The 22,306-nt window shown below is 33.4% G+C and carries 21 protein-coding genes; 8 read left to right on the top strand and 13 right to left on the bottom strand.

Annotated elements, in window-relative coordinates; genetic code table 11:
• Positions 1-59 precede the first annotated feature (59 nt).
• Positions 60-914, bottom strand: coding sequence for a fructosamine kinase family protein (locus C1X07_RS22880; protein WP_103072380.1), 855 nt, complete (start codon positions 912-914; stop codon positions 60-62).
• Between the two features lie 65 nt (positions 915-979).
• The gene (locus C1X07_RS22875) at positions 980-1,924 is read right to left on the bottom strand and encodes a dihydrofolate reductase (protein WP_103072379.1); all 945 of its coding nucleotides are present in this window, start codon (positions 1,922-1,924) and stop codon (positions 980-982) included.
• Positions 1,925-1,988: 64 nt separating this feature from the next.
• On the opposite strand from C1X07_RS22875, the gene C1X07_RS22870 reads away from it, so the two are divergent.
• The 5 genes from C1X07_RS22870 to C1X07_RS22850 all read left to right on the top strand — a co-directional run bounded on the left by C1X07_RS22870 (position 1,989) and on the right by C1X07_RS22850 (position 7,379).
• Positions 1,989-3,071, top strand: a complete 1,083-nt coding sequence (locus tag C1X07_RS22870) for an aminotransferase class V-fold PLP-dependent enzyme (protein WP_103072378.1) — start codon at positions 1,989-1,991, stop codon at positions 3,069-3,071.
• Between the two features lie 122 nt (positions 3,072-3,193).
• Positions 3,194-3,490 (top strand): isoamylase early set domain-containing protein, encoded by a 297-nt coding sequence (locus tag C1X07_RS22865; RefSeq protein ID WP_103072377.1) that lies wholly within the window; start codon positions 3,194-3,196, stop codon positions 3,488-3,490.
• A gap of 147 nt (positions 3,491-3,637) precedes the next feature.
• Positions 3,638-4,687, top strand: a complete 1,050-nt coding sequence (locus C1X07_RS22860) for a helix-turn-helix domain-containing protein (protein ID WP_103072376.1) — start codon at positions 3,638-3,640, stop codon at positions 4,685-4,687.
• Positions 4,688-4,991: 304 nt separating this feature from the next.
• Positions 4,992-6,179, top strand: a complete 1,188-nt coding sequence (locus C1X07_RS22855; RefSeq protein ID WP_128755378.1) for a hypothetical protein — start codon at positions 4,992-4,994, stop codon at positions 6,177-6,179.
• Positions 6,180-6,278: 99 nt separating this feature from the next.
• A complete protein-coding gene (locus tag C1X07_RS22850; protein WP_103072374.1) occupies positions 6,279-7,379 on the top strand; it encodes an alpha/beta hydrolase fold domain-containing protein in 1,101 nt (366 codons plus the stop codon).
• Between the two features lie 18 nt (positions 7,380-7,397).
• On the opposite strand, the gene C1X07_RS22845 is transcribed toward C1X07_RS22850, so the two are convergent.
• The 9 genes from C1X07_RS22845 to C1X07_RS22805 form a co-directional block, all read right to left on the bottom strand.
• Positions 7,398-7,679, bottom strand: a complete 282-nt coding sequence (locus tag C1X07_RS22845) for a DUF427 domain-containing protein (protein ID WP_103072373.1) — start codon at positions 7,677-7,679, stop codon at positions 7,398-7,400.
• 15 nt (positions 7,680-7,694) lie between these two features.
• Positions 7,695-8,669, bottom strand: coding sequence for an L-histidine N(alpha)-methyltransferase (gene egtD / locus C1X07_RS22840; protein WP_103072372.1), 975 nt, complete (start codon positions 8,667-8,669; stop codon positions 7,695-7,697).
• Positions 8,670-8,684: 15 nt separating this feature from the next.
• Positions 8,685-9,851 (bottom strand): ergothioneine biosynthesis protein EgtB, encoded by a 1,167-nt coding sequence (gene egtB, locus C1X07_RS22835; RefSeq protein WP_103072371.1) that lies wholly within the window; start codon positions 9,849-9,851, stop codon positions 8,685-8,687.
• Between the two features lie 106 nt (positions 9,852-9,957).
• Positions 9,958-10,383 (bottom strand): energy transducer TonB, encoded by a 426-nt coding sequence (locus C1X07_RS22830; protein WP_103072370.1) that lies wholly within the window; start codon positions 10,381-10,383, stop codon positions 9,958-9,960.
• A gap of 22 nt (positions 10,384-10,405) precedes the next feature.
• Positions 10,406-11,230: a thymidylate synthase gene (locus tag C1X07_RS22825; protein WP_103072369.1), complete on the bottom strand. Its 825-nt coding sequence runs from the start codon at positions 11,228-11,230 to the stop codon at positions 10,406-10,408.
• 142 nt (positions 11,231-11,372) lie between these two features.
• Positions 11,373-13,073, bottom strand: coding sequence for a NupC/NupG family nucleoside CNT transporter (locus tag C1X07_RS22820; protein ID WP_103072368.1), 1,701 nt, complete (start codon positions 13,071-13,073; stop codon positions 11,373-11,375).
• Positions 13,074-13,126: 53 nt separating this feature from the next.
• Positions 13,127-13,744 (bottom strand): bifunctional nuclease family protein, encoded by a 618-nt coding sequence (locus tag C1X07_RS22815; RefSeq protein ID WP_103072367.1) that lies wholly within the window; start codon positions 13,742-13,744, stop codon positions 13,127-13,129.
• An 86-nt stretch (positions 13,745-13,830) separates the two neighbouring features.
• Positions 13,831-14,799, bottom strand: a complete 969-nt coding sequence (locus C1X07_RS22810; protein ID WP_103072366.1) for an electron transfer flavoprotein subunit alpha/FixB family protein — start codon at positions 14,797-14,799, stop codon at positions 13,831-13,833.
• 64 nt (positions 14,800-14,863) lie between these two features.
• Positions 14,864-15,610, bottom strand: a complete 747-nt coding sequence (locus C1X07_RS22805) for an electron transfer flavoprotein subunit beta/FixA family protein (protein ID WP_103072365.1) — start codon at positions 15,608-15,610, stop codon at positions 14,864-14,866.
• A gap of 265 nt (positions 15,611-15,875) precedes the next feature.
• Between C1X07_RS22805 and C1X07_RS22800 the strand changes: the two genes are divergently transcribed.
• From C1X07_RS22800 to C1X07_RS22790, 3 genes are all read left to right on the top strand, one after another.
• Positions 15,876-16,853: a pyruvate dehydrogenase complex E1 component subunit beta gene (locus C1X07_RS22800; RefSeq protein WP_103072364.1), complete on the top strand. Its 978-nt coding sequence runs from the start codon at positions 15,876-15,878 to the stop codon at positions 16,851-16,853.
• A gap of 115 nt (positions 16,854-16,968) precedes the next feature.
• Positions 16,969-19,467, top strand: a complete 2,499-nt coding sequence (locus C1X07_RS22795; protein WP_103072363.1) for a DUF5686 and carboxypeptidase-like regulatory domain-containing protein — start codon at positions 16,969-16,971, stop codon at positions 19,465-19,467.
• A gap of 192 nt (positions 19,468-19,659) precedes the next feature.
• Positions 19,660-20,190: an inorganic diphosphatase gene (locus C1X07_RS22790; RefSeq protein WP_103072362.1), complete on the top strand. Its 531-nt coding sequence runs from the start codon at positions 19,660-19,662 to the stop codon at positions 20,188-20,190.
• Positions 20,191-20,367: 177 nt separating this feature from the next.
• Here the strand turns inward: C1X07_RS22790 and C1X07_RS22785 are convergent, their stop codons facing one another.
• Positions 20,368-21,090 (bottom strand): hypothetical protein, encoded by a 723-nt coding sequence (locus C1X07_RS22785; RefSeq protein ID WP_103072361.1) that lies wholly within the window; start codon positions 21,088-21,090, stop codon positions 20,368-20,370.
• 263 nt (positions 21,091-21,353) lie between these two features.
• On the bottom strand, positions 21,354-22,130 hold the full coding sequence (locus tag C1X07_RS22780) for a hypothetical protein (RefSeq protein ID WP_103072360.1): 777 nt from the start codon (positions 22,128-22,130) through the stop codon (positions 21,354-21,356).
• Between the last annotated feature and the right edge of the window lie 176 nt (positions 22,131-22,306).

The raw sequence follows: 22,306 nt of genomic DNA, 5'->3' as shown, positions 1-22,306 counted from the left end.
ACTCAGCTACAATAATAGAGACATAGTACCTTATACCAGTTACTCAGAATTACATTTCCTTATTTATAAGATTCTACAATTTCTTTTACCCTATTATAATACGAACTTCCAAATAAATTAAGATGTACCAAAAGGTAATACAACTGCCATATAGGTAATCGTTCTTTCCAATTATCTGCAAGAGGAAAATTTTCATTATAAACTTGGAATAATGTTGAATCAAAACCTCCAAAAAGATGCATCATTCCTATATCCATTTCTCTAGGTGCATATGCTACAGCAGGATCAATAAGGCAGGGAAATCCATTTTTGTCTATCATATAATTACCACTCCATAAATCGCCATGAATCAAACTCGGTTTTTCTTCCGGGATTTCGTTCTGAATCACTTGATAAAAAGTATCCAAATCAGAAAAAGTAAATCCGTTTTGTTTGGCTAATCTAAATTGTGGTTGTAAACGCTGTGTTATATAAAACTCATATGCAGAATCACAGGTCGAATTATATTGTGGTAAACTACCTATATAATTATCCTTTTCAAAACCAAAAATCGAAGAGCTATTTTGATGTAGCATAGCTAGCTTTTTTCCAAACACACTCCAAAAATCATCAGACTTATGATCAGAAGCAATATATTCTAATATCAAAAAAGCGGTATCATAAAATGCTCCGACTAAAATAATTTCTGGTACTGTAAAAGTTGTAGTTTTCTTTAGAATTTGTAATCCTTTTGCTTCAGCTTCAAACATCCCGGGAAACTTTGAGATACTATTGAGTTTGACAACAAGTTTTCTCTGATGTGTTTGCAGTAGGTATACTTCATTTATATCTCCTCCTGATAAAGGTACAGAAGATACTATTGATTCAGAAAGTAATTCTTCTAAATGAAATAAAAGTTTTTTTGATAACATCATAATCCCATAAAAAACACGAATAGTATCAGGTACAAAATCTTGGACGTAAAATCTTCAAACAAGAACTATTTCTTCTTTTTCTTATAGGTCAAATAAGTGAACGAGTACTTATGTTTTTCGTCTGTATCATGAAATTCTTCATTTTCTACAGTCCAAATAGTAGTATCTATCTCAGGAAAAAAAGCATCTGCTTCAAATGTACCATGTACTCGGGTAAGCTCTATACAATCTGCAAAATCCATTCCTATAGTATAGATTTCGCCCCCTCCAATGATAAAAGGTTGCTCATCTCCTTTTGCTACATCCAAGGCATCTTCCATAGTATGAACCACTATAGCTCCTTCTGCCTGGTATTCTTTATTTCTGGTAATGACTACATGCACACGATTAGGAAGCAATTTTGGAAAAGTTTCAAATGTTTTGCGCCCCATTATAATATGATGCCCCGTAGTTAATTGCTTAAAACGTTTAAAATCATCGGGCAAATGCCATACCAGATCGTTATCCTTTCCTAGTGCATTATTTTCTCCTGCCGCAGCAATCATTGTAATCGTCTTCTTAGACTCTTTTAATTCTTCTACAATCTCTGATGTTTTTCCTTTAATAAACCCTTCTTTCTTTTTAATCAGTTCATCCTTAGGGTACATTAAGTCAACATCTTTTTGTATTAAAGCAATTTCTTCTTTTTGTTTAGCTATCAATCTTTCCATTTGGCGATCAGTCCATTCTTTACCCATAAATTTACTAAACAGCCATACATTACAGAAATGTAAGGTAAAGAGAAATACCCAGCATAATATAGCTATAACATACCAGTTTACTCCAAAAAACGTAAACTCTTTACCATAACCAAAAACCAAATTAAGAACAGCAAAGAATATTGCTCCTACTATTAATACAACAAAGTGCTGAAACAGTCTTTTTTTTTGAATAACTCTTTTACGAGCGTGCTCATAAAGCTCACGTTGTTGAGGATCAATTTGTGTAATTTCTTTCTTTTTTGAAAACATAATAATGCTAACTTAGTATCGGCAAGTAAAGATATAGATTTTACCAAAAAGCACTAAAATTACTATGAATAATTTAAGAAAAGAATTCCCTGTTTTAACTCAAAACACATATCTTAACACTGCCGCATCAGGATTGCTTTATGATTCTCTTTTAGATTTTAGGCAAGAACATGATTTAGATTTTATTATTGGTGGCAGTATGTTTAGAGAGCATCAAGCTACTTTTTTAAAAAACGTTCGTAAAACCGTCTCTTCTTTTTTTAATTGCCAGGAGAATGGCGTAGTACTTACTCCCAATTTTTCTTTAGGTCTAAATACTATCTTAAATGGTTTTGAGAAGGACAAAAAAATACTTCTATTAGAAGGAGATTATCCGTCTATTAATTTTGCAGTCTCCAATAAGGATTTTGACACCTGTTATGCTACCATAGATGAGGCATTAGAAGACAACATCAAAAGTGTAATCAAAAAGGATAGACCTGATATTTTTATATTTAGCCTAGTACAATATATTAATGGGATTGCCATTGATCTCGATTTTCTTAAAACATTAAAAACAGAACACCCAGATTTATTGATCATTGCAGATGCTACTCAATTTTGTGGTACCAGAGTTTTTGATTTCAAGACTTCCGGAATTGATATCTTGGGGTGTAGTGGTTATAAATGGTTATTGGGCGGTTATGGTAATGGTTTTATGTTGTTTAACGATGGTGTTTTAGACAAGATCACACCTTCTTCTTATACTATTGCTGCATCTAAGAGTAGTTATGATTCTTCGTATACCAGTGTTCAGGCACGATTTGAATGCGGTCATTTGGATACATTTAATTTTGGAAGCCTACAGTACTCTCTTAATTTTTTGACCAAAATTGATCTTTATGCTATAGAAAAACAGATTGATGAATTATGCGCATATGCCTTATCAGAATTTGCCAAACTCCACCTATTAGAAAAAAATGTGATCAACCGACCAAAACATAGTACTATTTTTAATTTAAAAGGTAATGAGAAGCTTCATAACCATTTAAAAAAGCACAATATTATTACTTCTCTTCGGGGTTCTGGATTGCGAGTAAGTTTACATTTTTACAATACTATAGAAGATATAGAAATATTGCTCGATGCACTATATCGTTATCGTTAATATCTTATTGTTAAATATTGATTAAATTACTGAAAATCTGACACTTCCTTCTTTTCATTTTTAATGTTTTATAGTAATTTAGTTTCGATTTTATTAACCAACAATTAATATTTAACAAAATTATGGCGATTACCAAACAATATTTAAAATCTAAACCAATTTGCAAAGTAACTTTTATTGTTCCGGCAAAAGAAGCTATCAACGTGAGTGTAGCAGGAGAATTCAATGGATGGAATACCGAAGCTACAGTCTTAAAAAAGTTGAAAAACGGGACTTTTAAAGGAACCGTAGATCTTCCCAAAGACAATAAATTCGAATTCAAATATGTTGTAGATGGGCAATGGACTAATGAGGCTGAAGCAGATGGATACCAATGGAATGATTTTGCCGCTGCAGATAATAGTTTACTTGTACTATAAAGATTAGCATTATATGGGATAAGTTCCTTTTTCATTAGGAGCTTATCCTAAAAAAATAGTCTTTATTTTTTGATTAGTTATATGTAACTCCATAGTAGTACTTAATACTCGCTCTAGTGGTAATTTACTACTTAAACTAATACCGATTTGAAAACATTAAAAATATCAAAAGAGATTGAACTTTTATTAGGTAGTTTTGGAGCTGTTCAAAGTGCTTTTTTGACCATCTATCTGTTTTTTAGTAAAAAACACAATACTACAAACACACTCCTTTCCGTTTTCTTTTTTTTTATTTCTATTAGAGTTATTAAATCTCTATTATGGGTATATTTAGATATGCTTCCTGATTGGTTTATAAATATTGGTTTTATAGCCCATTATGCTACCGGTCCAACATTATTTTTATATTTCTTATGTGTTGTTAAACAAAAAAAATGGCATATAGCAGATTACCTGCACTTTGTTCCTTCTTTGGTACTACTCCCTTTTATCTTTAGAATAAACGGAGGTAATTTTTGGCATCTGGGTGGATATTCTTTTTTATTATACCATCAATTAATATATACTGTTTTAACCTTTGGTATTCTATTTCTTTTTTTGATTAAAACAGGTAAACACACACCTATTATTAAAAAAGAAAAGAAGTATTGGTTATTTATCCTATTTCTTGGCACCGCAAGTATACAATTTGCTTATTTTTCAAATTACATATTAGGATTATCTCCATATCTATTAGGACCTATTATCTATACTGTTTTTATTTATATAATTGCATTCTATGCTTTTTTAAACCAAAGTATTTTTGAAGAGAAAGAAACAAACTCTAAATATCAAAATATAAATATTACGAATCAGGAGTTTAGACATTATCAAAATGAGATTATTCAAATTATGACATCAGAAAAACCCTTCCTTAACCCTAGTTTTACTTTAGACAAATTGTCAAAACAAATCTCATTACCTACATATTTGACATCTCACATCATTAACAAAGGGTTTAATACTAATTTTTCTGATTTTATTAATTCGTACCGTATTAACGAGGCTGTCTCTAAGCTCACATCCTCTTCCTATAGTCATATTAAAATCTCACAAATAGCATATGATTGTGGTTTTAATACCTTATCATCTTTTAATAACTCGTTCAAAAAAATTAAAGAAACAACACCTTCACAGTATAGAAAAATGAATACTTAAGGCTAATGGATTTATAAATCTATCAGGCTTATTTATAAATCACACATATCATTTCATTTTAATTGATCAATATTGGGTTATACTAATAAAATCGAAAGCGTATACATTGATTTGTATTGGTCTGGCATCTAGGTTGGATACATACAAGTTAAATTAGAACATACAGTTTTTGACAATTTAAAACCGAATCATGAAAGTTTGGTATGATCCAATCAAAAGATTATTTCTAAAATCGAAAGAGAGACTGAATGATGTAAAAAGGCGAAATCTCCTTTTATTATTGCTCATAATAGGGAGCATTTTTATGTCTGGCCGTCAAGGGGATGAGATTGCTCTTTTAAAAATAGAAGTTGAAGAAAATAAAGGATTAGAAAGATCTTTAGAGTATATCATTATTAATTTACCTCGATTAAAACCCAGCCAAAAAGATTATCAGTTATTTGCGTACTCTAGCAATAACAAAGTAAAAACTCCTGTGCAAATAGTAGGATCTAAACTTAGTACTAAGGATAATCATGAAATCCATGGTGTATTGCCGATTTCTATTAGAGGTAATGAAACAAAGGAATATGTTATTAAAGCAGAGCCAAACAAAGGTGTAAAGACAGATACTGACCTTGCCGTTAAAGGTAATCACTTGGATTTGATTGTCGAAAACAAGTATTATGCAGCTTCCCTGAAAGAATATATAGGTCATAAACATCAGAAGTTTGGCTCAGGTCATTTAGGTAGTCTTACTTTAAAAGAATTTGATAATGTGGTATTGGCACGAAAAAACCCCAGTCTAAAAATCCACTGGGCTCCAAATTTTAGTAAAGAAAATTTAGATTACAAAACAATGGCTCACCTCAATTCACCAGACTCAATTTTTGTTTCAACAAAGGGTCCATTTTACTTTAGTTTATTTAGGAGTGGTTATATTAAAGGATATGAAAAAATCTTATTAAAAGGGAAATATAAATTTTATTCTGGTCTTCCCTATTTCACCTTCGAGAGTGAAATAACCTTTACAAAAGATGACTCCCTAAACCTCTTGAGAAATGATGAGATGACCATTGATAGTCTATTCACTCATTTAGCCTTTCTCAAAGCCAGAGGAAACACTATCCATTTGCCTCTTTACGATGAAAACTCAATAGCTTGTTTGGATAAAAATCCTATTTCAGATGATTCTCCATGGTTGTTTTTTTATAATAAGTATAAATCCTTTGCCTTTGGTACAATACGGTTACTGTATGATAACAAGAATATTCATGGTGATTATTCTCCAACCGACAATAGGCACACAAAAATCACTGCCAGTACTAATAATGGGAGGTATTGGAATAGACGACTTATTGATAGCGCAAACACATTCGTACCAAAGGGAAGCAAATACACGGAAAAGAATGCTTATATCATTTTTAAAATTGATAAAAAAGATCCTGAAAAAAGAATAAAATACTTTTATGAACGCCTAAAAAACCCTGTTATAGTGAGGTATATACAATAAGAAAGGTACGATTCTACTCTCTTCTTTGGAAGAAGCTATCATATCACTATCTCTAATTTTAATTTCCAACTTTCTCAATGTTTTAAAATCTACAAGAAAATGAATACAAAAATTTATACCTTATTAGTATTATCTATTATCCTTACGACTTACAGAGGTAAAGCCCAAATACAGCGGACTGATGATGGAACAATTCATGTTCCCTCATTTACTTTACCAGAATCACAATTCTTAAGCGATAAAACCAAGCGAATTCTAAAAGAACACCGTGCATATAAAGTGAAAGCGTCGAATGAAATGCAACGCGCTTGCCCTCCTCCAAAAAAAGGAGTCAGTTTTGAAGAAAGAAAACAATACAGAGAATGTCTAGCCTCTCATTTTTATACAACACCATTATACAAAAAAACGATTGAGAAATATCCTGTTGATATTAAAATCGATACCATAAATGGAGTTTACACTGAAGTATTTACATCTAAAGAAGGCATTACGAAAGAAAACCAAGACAAGGTTTTGATCAATTTACATGCTGGGGCTTTTCAATTTGATTCTCGGACAGCAAGTCGGATAGAGTCTATTCCTATAGCAGCTCTTAGTGGAATAAAAGTGATTAGTATTGACTATAGAATGGGACCCGAGTATCAATTCCCCGCAGCCAGTGAAGATGTTGCATCTGTGTACAAGTCTTTATTAGAAGAGTATAAACCACAAAATATTGGTATTTTCGGAACAGCTGGTGGCGCGCAATTGGTCTCACAGGCATTGGCATGGTTTCAGAAAAAAAACCTTCCAAACCCAGGTGCCATAGGAATGATTGGCATGGCTGCTGCCGAACCAAGACCAAAATCGGATGCAATGCATATCATTTCTGCCATAGAAGGATATGAGGGAATTGCTCCTTTAACTGTTTTTGAACCTTACTATGGATCCGATCCAGATTTTGATGATGCGCTTTTGGTTCCGTTAAGTTCTAAGGAAATACTTTCAAAATTTCCACCATCTTTGCTCATCGTTTCTACTCGTGATTTTCATATGAGTTCTGTTGTTTACACACATACTCAATTGGTGAAACTTGGTGTAGAAGCTGATTTGCATGTATGGGAAGGTTTGGCTCATGTGTTCACAGAAAATGTTGAACTACCAGAATCTAAAGAAGCCTTTGATGTAATCGTTAATTTCTTTAAAAAGCACTTGCTCTAATAATCCATTTAAGAACTACTAATCAACAACTTCGACGCCTTTCCAAAATGCTACATAGCCTTTGATTTGTTTTGCAAGGTCACTAGTATTAGGATAATACCATGCTGCATCTTGATTTTCTTTCCCATCAACCTGAATCGTGTAATAAGATGCTACTCCTTTCCATGGGCAATTGGTATGCGTATCACTTGGTTTAAAGAATTCTTTATTTATAGTTTCAGGAGGAAAATAATGATTGTTTTCGATCACTTTGGTATCATTACTTTCTGCTATCACCTGTCCATTCCAAATTGCTTTCATAATATATAGTTTTGGTTATTTTTCTTTAGTAATCAAATAGTCTTTATAATCATTGTTTTGATCAGAAAAAGATTTCACTATTTTTAGCCCTGCTTCTTTTGCTAGCCATTTTACAATATCATCATCATACTTTTGAGAAATCTCTGTATGAATACTCTCCCAGGCTTCAAAATGTACCTGCAACGACAAACAATCAATATCTACAGTTTGCTTTTCTTTACTTACCAAATAGCTCTTGGCTGTTCCGCTTTCTGGGTCATAAGTCTCCCAATGCATAAACTTGTCGAGATCAAAATTACCATTGAGTTCCTTATTGATTCTTGCCAAAATATTCTTATTAAATGCTGCAGTTACTCCTGTTTTGTCGTTATATGCATCCAAAACTTTCTGAGGATGTTTTTTTTGATCAAATCCTATAAAAAGAAGGTCTCCATCATTCATCGCATTACATAGTTTTTTCAAAAACTGAATAGCTCTAGAATGCAGTAGATTACCAATATTGGACCCCAATACCATAATTACTTTTTTACGATCATTCATATGTTTTAGTCTATCCAAAACTTCGAAGTATTCTCCTATTTGTCCTTGTACCGTAACGTTAGGCATTTCCAAATTAAGATTTCTGACTAACCCATCTATAGCATTTTGACTAATATCAATCGGACTATAGATAAAATCATGATTCTGTCTTACTAATTCTTCTAGAAGCACTTTCGTTTTTTTCCCATCTCCAGCACCCAATTCGATAAGATCAAACCCGCCATTACTTTTATCAAAATTCTGAATAATACTAGATTTATGCGTTTCGAAAATTTCATATTCTGCCCGAGTAAGATAATATTCTGGCAGCTCCATTATTTGCTGAAAAAGCTCATCTCCTATTTCGTCATAAAAAAATTTGGACGATAGATATTTCGGAAATGCAGTTAACCCTTCACTTACTTCTTTTTCAAAAGAAGAAACTAAAACTTTTTGTTCTTTAGAATTCATGTAAAAAAAATGAAATTATATATCCTTCACTAATCGCAATCCTGTAAATTGCCATCTAAGGTGTGGGTGAAAAAAATTACGATATGTTGATCTTGTATGGTTTTGAGGAGTTGCAACTGACCCACCACGCAGCACTTTTTGATTTACCATAAATTTCCCATTATATTCCCCTAATGCTCCAGGAGCCTTTTTATAATTTGGATAAGGCAAATAGGCACTTTCTGTCCATTCCCATCGCATTCCCCACTCAAAAAATGATTGGGCTGCTTCCCATTCGAACTCTGAGGGCAAACGCTCTCCTTTCCATTGCGCAAAAGCAAATGCCTCATAATAAGAAATATGAGTAACTGGTATTATATCACTTACTACTTTTAATCCTTGTAATGTATATTGATGGTACTGTCCTTCAATTTTATGCCAATACAGAGGTGCTTCAATATTGTTATTTTGTATCCAATCCCATGCTTCTGCATGCCAAAGAAGAGTGTTTTTGTATCCATTATCTTCGATAAATTCCAGATACTCTTTGTTCGTTACTAACGCATTTGAGATAGCATATTCCTGAAGAAACACCTTATGCTTACCACACTCATTATCATAACAAAAATCGTTTCCTTCATATCCAATTTCATAGATTCCTTCTGGTATATTACTATAACCAAAATCTTGATCAGAAACGGGATTTTCTGTAAATGTATCATTATACTTAGGAAGTAAAGGGTTATTACCTAATATAAATTTTATATCCGTAAGTAATAATTCTTGGTGTTGCTTTTCATGATGAATCCCGATTTCTATAAGTTCTCCTACCTTTGGATCTTCATTATCTTCTAAAAAAGCTTGTATATGTGAAGTGACATAATCTCTATATTCGTAGACTTCTCTAACCGTTGGTCTAGAAAGATTTCCTCTATTAGTACGTATTACCCTTTTACCTACACTTTCATAATAGCTATTAAACACAAATGCAAATTCTGGATGAAAACGCCTATAGCCATTTACATACTTGGATAAAATAAATTCTTCAAAAAACCAGGTGGTATGCCCTAAGTGCCATTTTGGAGGAGAAACATCAACAATTGGTTGAACAACATAATCCTCTATTTGAAGGGGGGCACAAATTTCTTCGGTATTGGAACGAGTTTCTAAAAAAGTAGCTAGTAAATTATCTGTAATGATCATAAAAAGAGCGTATACGACTTAGGTATACACTCAAATTTACTGATTTTTATTATTTATTATTCTTTAACAAGGTTAATCCAATGTTAAAATTAACAAATACAATAAATTATTGTGGCTTTATAAAAGTGATAGGAACTGTATAAGCGACAGCAATAGGTTTGTCTCCCCATTTACCAGGTTTCATCTTAGGAATTGCTCTAATAATTCTTATTGCTTCTCTTTGCAGATATCTATGTCCTCCTTCTACTTCTAGTACTTCGACCTTACCTTTTTTGTTTATAATAAACTCTACGGTCACTGTACCGCTCAAACCTTCACTTACTGCGATATCTGGGTATTGAAAATTTCCTATAATATGATCTCTTAATTTTTGATCAAAGCATTGGGTAGGTGTTTGTCTGGATCTGTCACATTTTGGCCACAAAGGCGTAATACCTTTTTCATTGGCATTTTCCTGCGACAAAATTATCGCATCCTGAGAAAAGGAAAATCCCGAAATCAAAACTGTAAGTATAAGTAATGTTTTTTTCATAATAGTTCATTTAAATTAGGGCTTAAACTGCAACTGCTCCCTTTATGTGAGAGTCTGGGTTATAGTCTACTAGCTTAAAGTCATCAAAAACGAAGCCAAAAATATCTTTCACCTCCGGATTAAGGATCATCTTAGGTAATTTTTTCGGTGTTCTAGACAACTGTAGCTTTACTTGTTCTTCATGATTATTATAGATATGTGCATCCCCAAAAGTATGTATAAACTCTCCAGCTTCATAACCACAGACCTGTGCCATCATCATAGTAAACAACGCATAAGAAGCTATGTTAAAAGGTACTCCCAAAAAAACATCTGCACTACGTTGATATAATTGGCAGGATAATTTACCATCTGCTACATAAAATTGAAAAAAAGCATGGCAAGGAGGTAACGCTGCCTTACCATTAGCCACATTTTCTGAAAAAGATTTTGATGTATCTGGCAACACACTTGGGTTCCATGCCGAAACCAACATACGTCTACTATCAGGATTTTTTTTAAGAGTATCTACTATCTCTTTAATCTGATCAATTTCATTACCATCCCAATTACGCCACTGGTGGCCATAAACCGGTCCCAAATCTCCATTATCATCAGCCCACTCATTCCAAATACGAACACCATTCTCTTGTAGATACCCTATATTAGTATCTCCTTTTAAGAACCATAATAATTCGTGAACTATAGATTTAAGATGTAGTTTTTTGGTTGTAACCATAGGGAATCCTTCACTAAGATCAAAGCGCATTTGGTATCCAAAAACACTTCTTGTACCCGTACCAGTTCGATCTTCTTTTGCGTTTCCATTCTCAATTACATGACGTACAAGATCAAGATATTGCCTCATATTCTCTCTGACAGTTTATATTTAATCGTTAAAAGTTGTAAATGCTTCCAAATATACAAAAAATAGCATATAAGACCCTTTATAATTTACTGACTAAAGGATAGTTGTCCAATAGTTTTTAACAGTGTCAAAAACTTAAAAGCTACCCTATTATCATTCCTGCTATTGTAGCCGACAACAACGAAGCGATAGTCCCTCCTATCAGTGCTTTCATTCCAAATTCAGACAGGGTTTTTCGTTGACCAGGTGCTAGTGAACCAATACCACCGATCTGAATACCTATAGAAGCAAAATTAGCAAAACCACATAACATGTATGTAGCCATGATCACCGATTTACTATAAGTGAAATGTATTGCATTTGCAGGGTTCTTTAAATCAGCCAATTGAATGTACCCTACGAATTCACTTGCTGCAAGTTTTATTCCTAACAATTGTCCCATCAACATCATATCTTCTTTGGCAACCCCAATTAGCCACATTAAAGGTGCAAATACGGTTCCAAGAATAGCTTCTAATGAAAATTTATTATACGGTGTATGACTAGCCAAAAACTGATCAAGCCCTGTTACCCCACCAAATATCCCTAGACAATAATTTATCATAGCAATAAATGCAATAAACACCAAAAGCATCGCGCCCACGTTTGCAGCTAGCTTAAGCCCTTCTGTAGTACCATTTGCAATTGCATCAAGTATATTTGATCCTATTTTATCTGTAGACACTTTTACATCTACATCAATTGGCTCCTGTTGTGGATATAGCAGTTTCGAGATCACAATAGCCCCTGGTGCTGCCATTACAGAAGCAGCCAATAAATGCTTAGCAAACTCTAGTCTTAATTGAGAATCTTCACCTCCTAAAAAACCAATATATGCTGCCAAAACTCCACCGGCAACTGTGGCCATCCCTCCAATCATTACTAATAAAATCTCAGAACGCGTCATACGCTCTAAGTAAGCCTTGATCATTAAAGGGGCTTCGGTCTGCCCTAAAAAGATATTTCCTGCTACACTTAAACTCTCTGCTCCAGAAATTCCTAATAACTTGGTTAAAACCCAAGCCATCCCTTTTACAACAATCTGGATTACACCAAGGTAAAAAAGTACAGATGTAAGCGCAGAAAAGAATATTATAGTAGGCAAAACCTGAAATAAAAATATAAAACCAAAACTCTCTACATTCATCATATCACCCAATAGAAATTCACTTCCAGCTCTAGTAAAATCAAGTATTAAAACAAATATTTTCCCTACAAATTCAAAAGTTTTCTGTACAAAACTCACTTTTAACACACCAAACGCCAATAATAATTGTGCCCCTAGACCTACACCTATAGTCCTCCAGTTTATAGCTTTTTTATTAGTACTGAGCAAATAGGCTATAACCAACAACACTATCATTCCTAAAACTCCTCTCCACAAGCTATTGAACGACAGTCCTTGATTTGGCACAAGCTGATTTATCTTGGATCCTGAAACAACTTCAATTGTTTCTTTTTCTACACTAAGCGAGTACGAAATTCCCTTTTTCGAAAGCACTAAAGTTGAATCTGTTAGGCTAGCAACCTTATATCGTATTAAGGAATCTTGAGCGGTTTCAGGAAATAATAAAAGAATACTGTTTTGCTGTAAATAATCTCCTTCAAGTTTCTCTGAACCCTTGTTAAAAGAATATTCAAAATGTCCTTTATAGAATTGAAGGTAATCTCCTTTTGTTGTATTAAAAACACTTTTTGAAGTTCCATCAACTTTATCCAAAACCCATTTTTTCTCTATTGATTGTGCTGATAATAAAGCAAAAGCGAATAGAGAAAGTAGAAAAGTAAATATTCTTTTCTTCATAAAAATTGAAATCATTTAAAAAAGATTAGATTTTTAACCCCAACAATTGTAAGCTAGCTTCTTTTAGAAATTTCATCTCGAACCCTCGCTGCCAATTCATAATCCTCATTAGCAACAGCTTGATTCAGCATTTGATTTAATTCTTCGAGAGACAAGTCTTTATAGCTGGTTTCTTTCCCTACCATTTCTACATCATCAGAAACTAATTCATCTACCAAAAGGCTTTCTGTATCAGTGGCATCATCTTTTTTAGGGTTTACTTTAAGATATATCCCAGCTTGATCCAAAATATTTTTATAGGTAAAAATAGGGGCTTGAAAACGTAATGCTAATGCTATAGCATCACTTGTTCTGGCATCTATAATCTCTTCAATCTTATCGCGTTCACAGATAACACTAGAATAGAAAACACCATCCACCAGTTTATGGATAATCACTTGTTTTACTACAATATCAAACCGATCTGCAAAATTTTTAAAAAGATCATGTGTAAGCGGTCTGGGAGGTTTAATTTCCTTCTCTAAAGCAATCGCAATAGATTGTGCTTCAAAAGCACCAATAACAATTGGCAGCTTTCTTTCTCCATCAACCTCACTTAAAATTAGCGCATATGCACCATTTTGGGTCTGACTGTATGATATTCCTTTTATGTTCAGTCGAACTAAACTCATATTGCTCTCAATAAAAAAAGGCTGTTTGAACAATGTGGACTTTTACATAAGTTCAAACAGCCCTAATTGGGCACAATTTATGAAAATTATGCGTTATTCGACTTAAATTCTTTTAATTTTTCTATAAGTTTTGGCACTACTTCGAAAGCATCCCCAACTATTCCGTAGTCTGCGGCTTTAAAGAATGGTGCCTCGGCATCATTATTAATTACCACTTTTACTTTACTTGCATTAATTCCTGCAAGATGTTGTATAGCTCCTGAAACTCCAATTGCAATATACAAATTAGAAGCTACTGGTTTTCCAGTTTGTCCAACATGCTCAGCATGTGGTCTCCATCCCATATCACTTACTGGTTTGGAGCAAGCTGTAGCAGCACCAAGAACATCTGCAAGCTCCTCTATCATTCCCCAGTTCTCGGGTCCTTTTAAACCTCGACCACCAGATACAACAATTTCTGCATCAGCGATAGATACTTTATCAGTAGCTCTATCTATAGATGTTACATTCACTCCAAAATCTTCATCAGACAAAATAGGTTCAAACGCTTCTGCCGTGGCTGCAGCGCTATTTTCTTTAAGCCCAAAAGCATTGTTTGACAACCCTATTATTTTTACATCTGTAGATATTTCTGTAATATTAAAAGCTTTATTCGTAAATGCTGTTCGCTTTACTTTAAAAGGAGAAGCACTCTCCGGCAGTGTTACTACATTGGAAGCATAACCAGCATTGAGATTCACTGCTAACAAGGGAGCTAAAAACTTACTATCTGCACTAGAACTTAACACAACTACTTTTGCTGCTTCTTTTTCAGCTGCTTGTTTTATTGCATCTGCGTAGGCTTTTGCATTAAAAGTAGATAATTTGTCATTATTTACTTCCAAAACTTTATCTGCACCATACGCTCCTAATTCACTGCTATCTCCGCCATTAATACTAACAGCTGTTACTGTTGTACTCAACATAGCAGCCACCTCTTTGGCATAAGACACAACTTCAAAAGCGGCTTTTTTAAACTTCCCACCTTCGCTCTCTGTATATACTAAAATCGACATATATTATATATTTTTTTGTGCTGATCAAATTTTCAGCTTTGTTTATATTTTATTACTAACCTGATTAAATAACTTTAGCCTCATTATGTAATAATTCAACTAACTGACCTATATTTTCAGGATCTACCAATGTAACATCTCCTTTTGGTTCAGGTTTTTGAAACTGAACTGCTTTTGTTTCCTGATCAGCCTCAACTGGTTCTACAACGGTAAGTGGTTTTTTACGAGCCATCATTATCCCTCGCATATTAGGTATACGCAAATCGCTTTCCTCAACCAATCCTTTTTGCCCTCCGATAACCAAAGGTAATTTAGTCGTAGATGTTTCTTTCCCTCCATCAATCTCACGAATAACAGTTGCTGTATCTCCTTCTACCTCTACCCCAATACAGGTATTGACAAAATTAGCACCTGTGAGAGCAGCAATCATACCAGGAACCATACCGCCATTATAATCAATAGATTCTCTACCTGCTATAATAAGATCGTATCCTCCATCTTGAATAACCTTTGTTAACTGGCGGGCTACATAAAAACCATCAGTAGCTTCTGCATTTACTCTTATAGCGTTATCCGCTCCTATTGCCAAGGCTTTACGCAAAGTAGGCTCAGTCTCAGAACCTCCAACATTCACTACATCTACCGAAGCACCTTGTTTTTCTTTAAACCACATGGCACGGGTTAGTCCAAATTCATCATTAGGATTAATTACAAACTGCACTCCATTAGTGTCGAATTTAGTATCACCATCCGTAAAATTAATTTTGGAAGTTGTGTCTGGCACATGGCTAATACAAACTAATATCTTCATTTTATATATGTGTTTTTTGAGAATTTAATAATATAGGCGAATGTACAAATAAAAAGTCTTATTTACTATGCGTGCATAGTAAATTTTTCAATATTCCATCACCTCCAAAGGGTTTTAATTGCTATTTTTGCCTTCATTATTGCGTAAAATAACTTTTACCGATAAAACTAATACAATAAAAATAAATATCTAAGTTTAATAGCTGGTAATAATTATTTTTATTTCAAAGATTCTTTTTGACCACTAAAATATTAAAAATAAACAGATGAAAACCATACAGTTCAGAGAAGCAATATGCGAAGCAATGAGTGAAGAAATGCGCCGAGATGAATCCATATACCTAATGGGAGAAGAGGTTGCAGAATACAATGGAGCATATAAAGCGAGTAAAGGAATGCTAGATGAATTTGGTCCTGATCGTGTTCTTGACACTCCTATCTCTGAATTAGGTTTTGCGGGTATCGGCGTAGGAAGCGCTATGAATGGTAACCGTCCTATTATAGAATTTATGACCTTTAATTTCTCTTTAGTCGGCATTGACCAGATCATTAATAATGCTGCAAAAATGAGACAAATGAGTGGAGGTCAATTTAATATCCCTATTGTTTTTAGAGGACCTACAGCTTCTGCTGGTCAACTTGGAGCCACGCACTCTCAGGCTTTCGAAAATTGGTTTGCAAATACTCCTGGGCTAAAAGTAGTTGTCCCTTCTAATCCGAAAGACGCAAAAGGATTATTAAAATCTGCTATTCGCGATAACGATCCTGTCATTTTTATGGAAAGCGAGCAAATGTATGGTGATAAGGGAGAAGTTCCTGAAGGAGAATTCACTATCCCTCTTGGTGTAGCAGAAATCAAAAGAGAAGGTAGTGATGTTACTATAGTTTCTTTTGGAAAAATAATTAAAGAAGCACACAAAGCAGCAGATGAATTATCTAAAGAGAACATTTCTTGCGAGATTATAGATTTAAGAACAGTTCGCCCTCTAGATTTAGAATCTATCTTTACTTCTGTTAAAAAAACAAATCGACTAGTTATTCTTGAAGAAGCTTGGCCATTGGCAAACATTGCTTCTGAGATAACCTATCAAGTTCAATCGAATATCTTTGATCACCTAGATGCACCTATCATAAAAATCAATACAGCAGACACTCCAACTCCTTATTCTCCAGGATTGTTAGCAGAATGGCTTCCTAACAGTGAAGATGTTGTTAAAGCTGTCAAAAAAGTAATGTACAAATAAAATGAACTTCTTTATTTTGCGTTTCATCAATTTTATAATCGCTACCATGAACAAAAGTGGTCTAAAATTTGATGTGATCCACTAATTATCACAAGTATTAAAATAATAACTTTAGATGAAACATTTTCTCTCGGGAGTACTTCTTACTGTATTTGGTTGTACACTTCTTTATTCACAAACCAAAGTTGGAGGGCAGGTTTTTGATAGTAACAAACAACCAATTCCGTTTGCTAATATTGTATTTTCAAATTCTACAATAGGTACTATTACAGATGAAAATGGTAGATTCTACATGGAATCTGAAGATAATTACTCCAACATCAGAGTTTCGTTTATTGGTTTTCAAACTAAAACTATAAAACTAACCAAACGAGTTACCTACAAAATAGAAATCCTCCTCGAAGAAGAAGCTGCCTCCTTAGATGAAGTTGTTATCTATAAAGGAAAAACCTCAAAAAAAAATAACCCTGCAATTGATATCCTAAGAAAAATCTGGGAAAACAGAAGAGAAAATGGGGTGAAAAAATTCAAACAATATACCTATGATAAATATGAAAAGCTTGAATTTGACTTAAACACCATAGATAGTGCTTTGGTTAATAGTAGAATTTTTAATGGTATGGAGTTCATTTTTGATGATGTAGACACTTCCCGAATAACAGGAAAAACATATCTTCCTATTTTTCTTAACGAGGCTTTTTCAAAAGTATATGGAGATAACTTAATAAACGAGGAGAAAGAAGTTTTAACAGGAAATAAGAATGCAGGATTTAGTGATAACCAAACACTGATTGCCTTTGTAAAAGACCTATACTCAGATTACGATGTATACGAGAATTACCTGAAGTTTTTTGACAAAAGCTTTACCAGTCCACTATCCAGAACAGGAATAGGCGTTTACAACTATGTACTTACAGATAGCGCTTATATTGGCAATAAATGGTGCTACAACATCATTTACTATCCCAGAAGAAAGAATGAACTTACGTTTAAAGGAGATTTTTGGGTTAACGATACCACTTGGGCCATAAAAGAAATTAATCTAGAAGTTACAAAGAGCGCAAATATCAACTGGGTAAAAGACTTATATATAGAACAGGAGTTTGATGTACTAAATGATTCTATTTTTCTGATAACAAAAGATTATTTTCAATCTGATTTCGCTTTCAGCAAAAAAGAAAAGTCTCGCGGTGTATATGGCAAAAGAACAACTCTCTATGACCACTATAAATTTGATGTAAAAAAGGATAAAAAATTCTACCAAAGCCAGGTAGACCCTTATGATCAAGACATTTATAATCGAGAAGATTCTTTCTGGGAAAATGCCAGAATGGAAGAACTTAACAAAGATGAAGAAAAAGTATACAAACTACTTGACACATTAAAAACCGTAAAAGCATTTAAACGGCTTTATAACATTGGTACCATATTAGCATCGGGGTATATAGAATTTAATGGTTTTGATTTTGGACCTCTTTTTAATACTGTTGGGTTTAATGATATCGAAGGCTTTAGATTAAGAGCTGGGGGTAGAACTTACTTTACTTCTAATGACAGATGGCGCATAGAGGGTTACGGAGCCTATGGATTTAAGGACAACAAATTTAAATATGGTCTTTCAGGAAAATATTTAGTTGACCGCAAATCTCGCCTTATTGTTTCTGCTGGTAATCGAAGAGATGTAGAACAGCTAGGAGCCAGTTTAACCAACACTAATAATGTTGAAGGGAGAAGTTTAGCTTCTTCTTCTGTAGTTGCAACAGGAGATAATGATAGGCTTACATCTATTAATCTATCTGCATTTTCTATGCAAATAGAACCTAGAAAGAATCTTACCGTAGGTATTACCGGTTCATATAGAACCCTAAAACCTGCCGATTCTTCTCTGTTTAGTTTGGATTTCTATGACCCAGAAACCAATGAGCTTAGAACTCAAATCAAACAGACAGAAATAGCAACTCAAATAGCTTATTCTCCAGGCAAAAAAACTACAGGATATGGTGTAGATAGAATTGTGGTAAATGATGGAGATTTTTCGACTCTATTTCTAAATTATAGTGTAGGAATCAAGGATGTAATAGAAAGTGACTTTGAATATCAAAAAATTCAGTTTTTCTATAAACAACCGTGGAATATTGGAGGATTTGGTGTCTTAAATAGCTCGTTAGAAGTAGGTAAAACTTTTGGAGATGTTCCTCTTGGTCTATTAAGTGTTATACCAGGAAACCAAACATATCTTTCTATATATAACACTTTTCCTCTACTAAATTATTATGAGTTTGTAACTGACACGTACACTTCTCTACACTTGGAGCATAATTTTAATGGTAGAATATTCTCCAGAATACCTCTCTTAAGAAAACTTAACCTTAGAGAGTTAGTAGGCATACGTGGTGTCTGGGGCGAGTTATCCGACAAAAACATTGCTCTCGATGCTTCAGGTTTCTTGCAAACAGTCGGAGCTCCTAATGATGAAGCCTATTGGGAATATAGCTTTGGTGTCGGAAATATTTTTAAAGTTTTTAGAATAGACTTCCACTTTAGAGGTAATTATTTTGACATTCCAGATGCTCGTAAGTTTGGAGTTACAGGATCTTTCGGGTTCTATTTCTAAAACTTTTTTTATTAGATCAGCTTTTATAAGGCAAAATCAAATCATCATATTTTACCATAAATTTTTCACAAAAATGCTTTTGTCTAGCTGAGTATTAAGATATGTTTAAAAATATAATAATTTATCTATATAAATTTTAACTCCCCCCTTGTAATACTTATCTTTGCCGCCCATTAAAAAGAGAATATAATTATGAGCGCAGCTACTTGCGAAAGCTTTGATGTACTTATTGAGATTCCGAAGGGAAGTAGAAATAAATACGAATACGATTTTGACATAAAAAAAATACGATATGATCGTATGATTTTTTCATCTATGATGTACCCTGCAGATTATGGGTTCATCCCAGAAACTCTTGCCTTAGATGGTGATCCATTAGACGTTTTAGTTCTTGTTACAGAGCCTACATTTCCAGGTTGCGTAATAGAGGTAAAGCCAATTGGTGTTTTTCATATGACAGATGAAAAAGGACCTGATGAAAAAATCATCTGTGTGCCTGTTTCTGATCCAATAGCAAGTCGTCTTGCAGATCTTAAAGAATTAAATCCGCACCTTATAAAAGAGATAGAACACTTCTTTCAAGTATACAAAGACCTTGAAGAGAAAAAAGTTGATGTAGGTGGATGGGGTAATATTGATGAAGCCAAAGATATAATTAAGGCATGTGTTAAACGTTTTGAAGAATTAGAGCAAAAACCAGAAGGGTTATTTAGCATATCCTAATATCAAAAAGTAAATTATATAACTTATAAAACAAAAGAGACCGCTTTTTCAAGTGGTCTCTTTGTTTTTCTTGTAATCTTGATTTCCCGATTAAGACACTTCTTTCCTTGAAAAAACACCAATCGTAAAAATCAAAAAGAAGCTGCCAAAAAACAACTTCTTTAAATACTATTAATATTATTGGTTTCCGCCTCCACTAACATTTTCGAGCACAGTTACATCTACTGTTCCCGAAATAGTCATATCATTTCCTGTAGAATTATAACCTCCTGCTACGATCATCGTAAAAGAGTACTTTAAGCTATGTGTAGTTTCGTCAAAACTATAATCACTTATACTAAAATCAGATACACTTGAATCGTCATCATCAAATCTATCATCCAGAACTAGATACTTCAAATCATCAGAAACAATAGCATACTCATCAAAATCTATATTAAGATCATAAAGCTTTGCAACTACACCTCCTGTATGATACGCAAAATTTAATCCTATAGAATTATTATCACTATCCTCTGGAGTATTCGCAAATCTTCTAACTACAAAATTCAAATTTGTAGGGTTTCTTATCAAATCGTTTTGATAATTTTCGGTAGGAGCAAATTTCAACTCTTGTGTATCCGTAAAAGCAACATTATCCGGTCTTGTTCCGGTTACTGTAATTGTTATCGCTCCATACTCAGTTAACTCATCAAAACCAACTCCATTTGTTCCGTCAACACCATTAGTCCCATCAGCTCCATCTATACCATCAGCTCCATCTGTACCATCTACACCATTAATTCCATCCTCTCCATTAATTCCATTTATTCCATCCTCTGCTTCACAACTCACTAGAAACATTCCAAAACAACCAATCAAAATAACTTTACTTACAATTTTTAAATAATTTTTTGTCATAACTTTAATATAAATTTAGGTTTACAATATTGACACCGTATGGCGACTCATAATGATTTAATTATGACAGCAAGAGTACTATCATGTAGCCTAAAAAATATAGTTGAGCTTCTGAAATACACGTTTGAACTTTTGAAAAGACGAAACAGGGATAAAACGAGTTTTGTCAACCTTGTTAACTATGCTTCAGAACATGTTTGAAAAGTGCAGAGAATCTAATTCTTTTCCTTAAAAGCACTCTATAAATAAAACATTGTCTTATTCTATTTTATATCGCACCTTTCAGGAAAATCTCTTTCATATGCTTTTATTCGAACTCCATCAAGATGGTTAATTGTTTTATAATTTCTTTTATGTTTATATTGAATGACCATGGGATAATCTACTTTATGATTTACATTTTTCAAATTTTCATTGGCGTATTCAAAGGCATTAAAAACCCAATAACTATGTCCATTAATATACTCAAGGTTCATGGTTAGAATCTCATAATTACCATCTTTATCTATATCTCTTTCTTCTCTATGCTCTTCAAACACCATATCATCAAACGATACTTTTTTAAATAATGCACCATCATTTTGAAATAGATACATAACCTTTACCAGCATACTCATGACTCCATTTCCAGTACCTTGCTGTACCATTTTAACATCTTTCTTTCCATCTCCATTAATGTCTGACACCCACACCAAGGTTCCTGCCATTGTAAGGGGCGAAAACCCTTTGGGTTCTCTAATTTTTTGAATTTGCTCCTTATTACGAAAAACACGAATCACCCCAAAATCAATATCTTTTACAAACCAGGTTAACTGAATAGTCAACCTATCTTTATTATCAAAAAAGTCGTCAATAGAAATGGTACAATCATATCTTCCACTGGTATCAATTCTATCATATTCAACCCAATTATTATACTCTTGATATTCTGGTGCTGAATACTTTTCGAAAGTATATTGCGCATTAACAAAACTTGTCAAAAAAAAGACGCAAAATACCATCAAAAAAAAGCGATTATTATAAAAAAAAGTTGTATTCATTTTTATTTTGTTTTTTAGATACTAGCAAAATTAGAAGATCATTTTAACAGTTTACCCCCTATAAACAGTGTGTTTTTTAAAATCTTTTTCACCAATAATTAACCGTAATCATTTGCTACTCAACTATCTTTTTCTATTTAGGGTATTTTCACTACTTTTAGCGACTAATTAACTTA

The organism is Aquimarina sediminis (assembly GCF_002895435.1).
In the GTDB taxonomy this organism is placed as follows: Bacteria; Bacteroidota; Bacteroidia; order Flavobacteriales; family Flavobacteriaceae; genus Aquimarina; species Aquimarina sediminis.
Note: the sequence above shows the minus strand (reverse complement) of the source record. Positions and strands in the feature narration are given on the sequence as shown.